Source organism: Thiocapsa sp., from assembly GCF_022340925.1.
Lineage (GTDB): Bacteria > Pseudomonadota > Gammaproteobacteria > Chromatiales > Chromatiaceae > Thiocapsa.
Window position 1 is genome coordinate 1 of the sequence record NZ_JAJDNA010000093.1, and the last position, 3,936, is coordinate 3,936.

The following is a 3,936-nucleotide window of genomic DNA, read 5'->3' on the forward strand; positions in this document are numbered from 1 at the left end:
CTGAGGACGGACATTCAGGTGACGGACATGCTGCTCGATCAGCGGATCGCCAGCGGCATCGGCAATGTCTACAAGTCCGAGGTGCTCTTTCTGGAGCGCTGTGATCCGCGGACGCGCTTCTCCGAGCTCTCCAGCGATGCCTTTGCCGCTCTCTATCGAACCGCAGGCCGGCTCCTCCAGCGTAATCTCGGCGATGGCCCTCGCGTGACCCGCGCCGGGGCGGATGGGCGGGGGATGCTGTGGGTCTACGGCCGCGCCGGCCTGGCCTGTTTCCGATGTGGTGAGCCCGTGGCGCGTGAGACGCTCGGTCGGATGCCGCGCTCGACCTACTGGTGCCCCGCTTGCCAGAGCGGTCGCCCGGGATGCGCCCCGGCGAGACCTCGGGCGACGCCCATGCCCAGGGATTCGGTCAAGGGTTCGGAGCGGGACTGACCGGCGTCGGCATGGCTTCGAAATCGAGAGCAAGGACACCGTCGCGCACAAGGTCTTCGCCCAGGATATCGGCAATGCGGAAACCGAATTGGCGCTCCAACCGGAAGCGCTCCAAGCGCTTCCGGTTGACATCGTGCCGTCGGGCGCCGGCTGCGGTGATCGACCGCGCACGGACCGAGCGGCGAAGCCAAGGCCGCGCAGCCAGGCCGGCACCTTCATGCACCGACACCTGACTGGGCGCCACGGCGCGGCCGATTGGGCCATGTTGGCGGCGCTCACCCTGATGTGGGGTTCGTCATTTCTTCTGACGAAGGTCGCGGTCGGCGGTCTTCCTCCGGACCTTGTGGTCGCGGGCCGCCTTCTGGTGGGCGCGTGTCTCGTCGTGCCGCTGGCATGGCTGCTCGCCGCCCGCCCGGTCGCCGGCATGCGACTTTGGGTCTTCTATACCCTGATCGCCGTCTTCGGAAACGTCCTGCCATTCTCCCTGATCGCCTGGGGGCAGAAATTCATCGACAGCGGTCTCGCCGGGATCCTGATGGCGATCATGCCCCTGGCGACCCTCGGGCTCGCCCATTTCCTTGTTCCCGGGGAGCGCATGACCGCCTTTCGCGCAATCGGCTTTCTCATGGGGTTCGCCGGTGTCGTGGTCCTCATGGGGCCGGATGCGCTCTCGGATCTCGCCAACGGGGAGGGGCATCTGCTGCCGATGTTGTCCGTGCTCGGCGGTGCTCTCTGTTACGCCGTCTCCTCGATCCTCGCGCGACTGCGGCCGCCCAGCGATGCCCTCTTCAGCGCCGCATCGACGATCTCGCTGGCGTCACTGATCATGCTGCCGACCCTCTTCATGACCGGCGAGCTGGAGCTGCACGCCGTCCCCGAGGTGCCCCATCTCCTCGCGGTCATCCTGCTCGGCGTCTTTTCGACCGCCATCGCCACGGTCGTGTACTTCCGACTGGTGAAGTCCGCCGGTCCCTCCTTCGTCTCCCAGCTCAACTATCTCATCCCCCTGTGGGCAGTGGGGGTTGGGATGGTCTTTCTCGGAGAGCAGCCGCAGGCGACCCATGTCTACGCCCTGGGTCTCATCCTGAGCGGGATCCTGGTCACCCAGCTGGAGCGCCGACGGCTGGTCGCCGGTCTCAGACGCCGTCTCAAGCGCTCTGCCTAGACGTGCGGGGAGCGGGGCTCGGGGGATGGGCTCCGGCCGGGGAACGGGCAGCGTCGAGGCGGAGGTCGGCCCGTCCTCCCGGCCCCAACACGCAGCCGTGTGCGTCCCCGTCACTCGAATAGATCCCGAAAGGCCTTGGCAAACCGCTTGTAAGCGTCCCAGCCGTCCTTGTCCATGACCTGGTCGATGACCCATCGGTTCTCCTCCGCATCGCCCATCAACGACTGGATCTCGAATCCCAGGTGGCGAAGGAAGGGATAGCTGGGCCCGTCGTCGGCGAACTGGTATGGGGCATACTCGTCCGATCGCGCGTTGAGTCGAGCGATGAATGGTCCTCCGTAGTCGCCGGGGCCGAGCAGATCCTGGCTGTTGTCCTGAACATGCTCGAAGACCTTTTTCGCGAGCTGGGTGATCAGGATTCGCCGATCCTCGTCGTTCAGCATGCCGTGGGACAGACGGTCGGCGATCTGGATCAGGAAGACGAGATACTCCCCGATGACGTCCAGACGCTGTCGGTCGCTGTCGTAGACGAAGCGCTCGCAGTGCAGGTTGATCGCCTTGTCCAGCGCAATGCGCCAGGCGATGAACGCGAGGGCGCTCGCGATCTCGGGCAGTGATCGCTCCTGATCGTCGTTCCACCAATGACTCTTGATACGCAATGCCACATTCGACTCCTGGACTGATGCCCGTTCGGCTGGTCGATGCGATCCCACGGCTTGGCAGGGCCGGGGGAAGCTGATAGGTTGATAACCGATGAGTTTACTCGGAAAAAGCGCCCTTCCGCCGCGAGGTATTGAGATGCCGGGTCTTGCTGTCAGCGACCTCGCCGAGACCGTGCAGTACAACTGCCACATCTCGGATGCGCGCTACGGTGCGGAGGACTCACTGTGCGTCTACCTGATGAAGATGCGGGAATACTTCCGCTGGGAAAAGCAACTCCCTTATGGTGCGTCTTTGGGGCGTGAGCAAGTCGGGGAATGGCTGCAGGCCCGCGAGCAGCTTTGGGAAGAGCTGGAGCAGGCCGAGATGCGCCCGATCGAGATCGACGGTCTGAAGTATGATCCCTTCGACGCTGACGCCATCAATGCCCGACTCGCTCCGCGCGGGTTGGTCTACAGCGGCGGGCTCGGCAACCGCGCCAAACCCCATTTCTTTCTGGGCAGGCTCGAGCGCTGGCGGTCAAGTGATGGCTATTCGGTGTTCGTCGTTGCCAGCGAGTATGCCCGGGATCTGACCGCGCCGCCGGCGATGACCCTCGGCCGAAGCATCTTCTTGCGGCGTGAATCGCTGCGGCGTCTGCTCTGGGAGAAGCTCGAGAGCTGGCGCTGGAACCGGCCCGACAACGCGCTCGGGCGTGCCTTCGCCTGCTATGACTTTGAAGCTGCGCTCGCGGCGTCACTGGATGCCATGACCGAACGCGAGATCAACACCCTGCTCCTGCATGAGCAGGGCGAGTGCGCGGCGGCGCCGCGCCTGGGCGAAGACTGGAATCCCATGCTCCTTGCGCTTGCGGGGACCCCCGCCGAGCTGATGGCGCGGGCAGTACGAGATCATCTCGCCGACTGTCTCGTGACCTTACCGGCACTGGCGACCTCGCTCGAGGCAGCCTCGCTGCATTTCTACGTCGGCAATCTGAACAACATGCGCAAGGACCTCTTTCCGGCCCTTTTGGCCGCCTACTCGACCTGGCTGGAGCGCGGCGACGCCGGCGCCCTCGCACAGGTCGCCGAGGCGGGCCGGTCGCATTGGGCGCGGGTGGCGGCAGAGATGCGGGCGATCTATCGCGCCAGCGCCGCCGACGCGCCCGATGCGATCCGCGACCTCGTCGAAGCGAATCGGCTCTAGCCGGGTTTGACCACGCATGCCTTGGCCCGGGACAATGGTGTACTCCCGGTCCAAGCCACCTGAGCCGCCGTGACAGCGACACCCGAACGCACCATCCCGCCCCTCCGGACGATCCGCGAGGTGAAGCCCGGGAGCTTCATCTTCGAGCGGCCCTCGGCGCTCCCTCCCTCCTTCTGCGACGCGGTGATCGAGCGGTTCGAGTCCCATCCCGAGCACCAGTACGCGGGGCGCGTTGGCCAGCTCCGCGCGGAGGATCCCGGCGTCAAGCGCACCACGGATCTGGTGGTGAGCAACAAACCCGACTGGAAGGACGTCGACGAGATCTTTTTTCGCTCCCTTGCCGCCGCGATCAAGGAGTTTCGCGAGACCTATCCCTATTTCAAGGGGCCGTTCAAGGACGAGGGCTATCAGGTTCAACGCTATCGGCCGGGCGAGTTCTATCACTGGCACGTGGACGGGGGGAGCCATGAGCTCGGCCTGCGCCAGCTGGTGGC

The 3,936-nt window shown here is 65.3% G+C and carries 5 protein-coding genes; 4 read left to right on the plus strand and 1 reads right to left on the minus strand.

Annotated elements, in window-relative coordinates; translation table 11 throughout:
• Positions 1–432, plus strand: a 432-nt coding sequence (locus tag LJE61_RS11360) for an Fpg/Nei family DNA glycosylase (protein WP_519973022.1), incomplete at its 5' end; no start/stop codon positions are given.
• A gap of 217 nt (positions 433–649) precedes the next feature.
• Positions 650–1,597: a DMT family transporter gene (locus LJE61_RS11365; RefSeq protein ID WP_296918448.1), complete on the plus strand. Its 948-nt coding sequence runs from the start codon at positions 650–652 to the stop codon at positions 1,595–1,597.
• A gap of 110 nt (positions 1,598–1,707) precedes the next feature.
• On the opposite strand, the gene LJE61_RS11370 is transcribed toward LJE61_RS11365, so the two are convergent.
• Positions 1,708–2,262 carry a hypothetical protein gene (locus tag LJE61_RS11370; protein ID WP_296914501.1) on the minus strand — a complete coding sequence of 185 codons (555 nt, stop codon included), beginning with the start codon at positions 2,260–2,262 and terminating at the stop codon, positions 1,708–1,710.
• 133 nt (positions 2,263–2,395) lie between these two features.
• On the opposite strand from LJE61_RS11370, the gene LJE61_RS11375 reads away from it, so the two are divergent.
• Complete coding sequence (locus LJE61_RS11375) at positions 2,396–3,442, plus strand: Sfum_1244 family protein (protein ID WP_296914504.1); 1,047 nt, start codon at positions 2,396–2,398, stop codon at positions 3,440–3,442.
• A gap of 69 nt (positions 3,443–3,511) precedes the next feature.
• Positions 3,512–3,936 (plus strand): 2OG-Fe(II) oxygenase (locus tag LJE61_RS11380; protein ID WP_296918450.1); only part of this gene is annotated, 425 nt, incomplete at its 3' end.

Bases quoted from the DNA above. Each gene is read 5' to 3' on its own strand.
- LJE61_RS11375 (WP_296914504.1), top strand. From the start codon at position 2,396: ATGCCGGGTCTTGCTGTCAGCGACCTCGCCGAGACCGTGCAGTACAAC.
- LJE61_RS11365 (WP_296918448.1), top strand. From the start codon at position 650: ATGCACCGACACCTGACTGGGCGCCACGGCGCGGCCGATTGGGCCATG.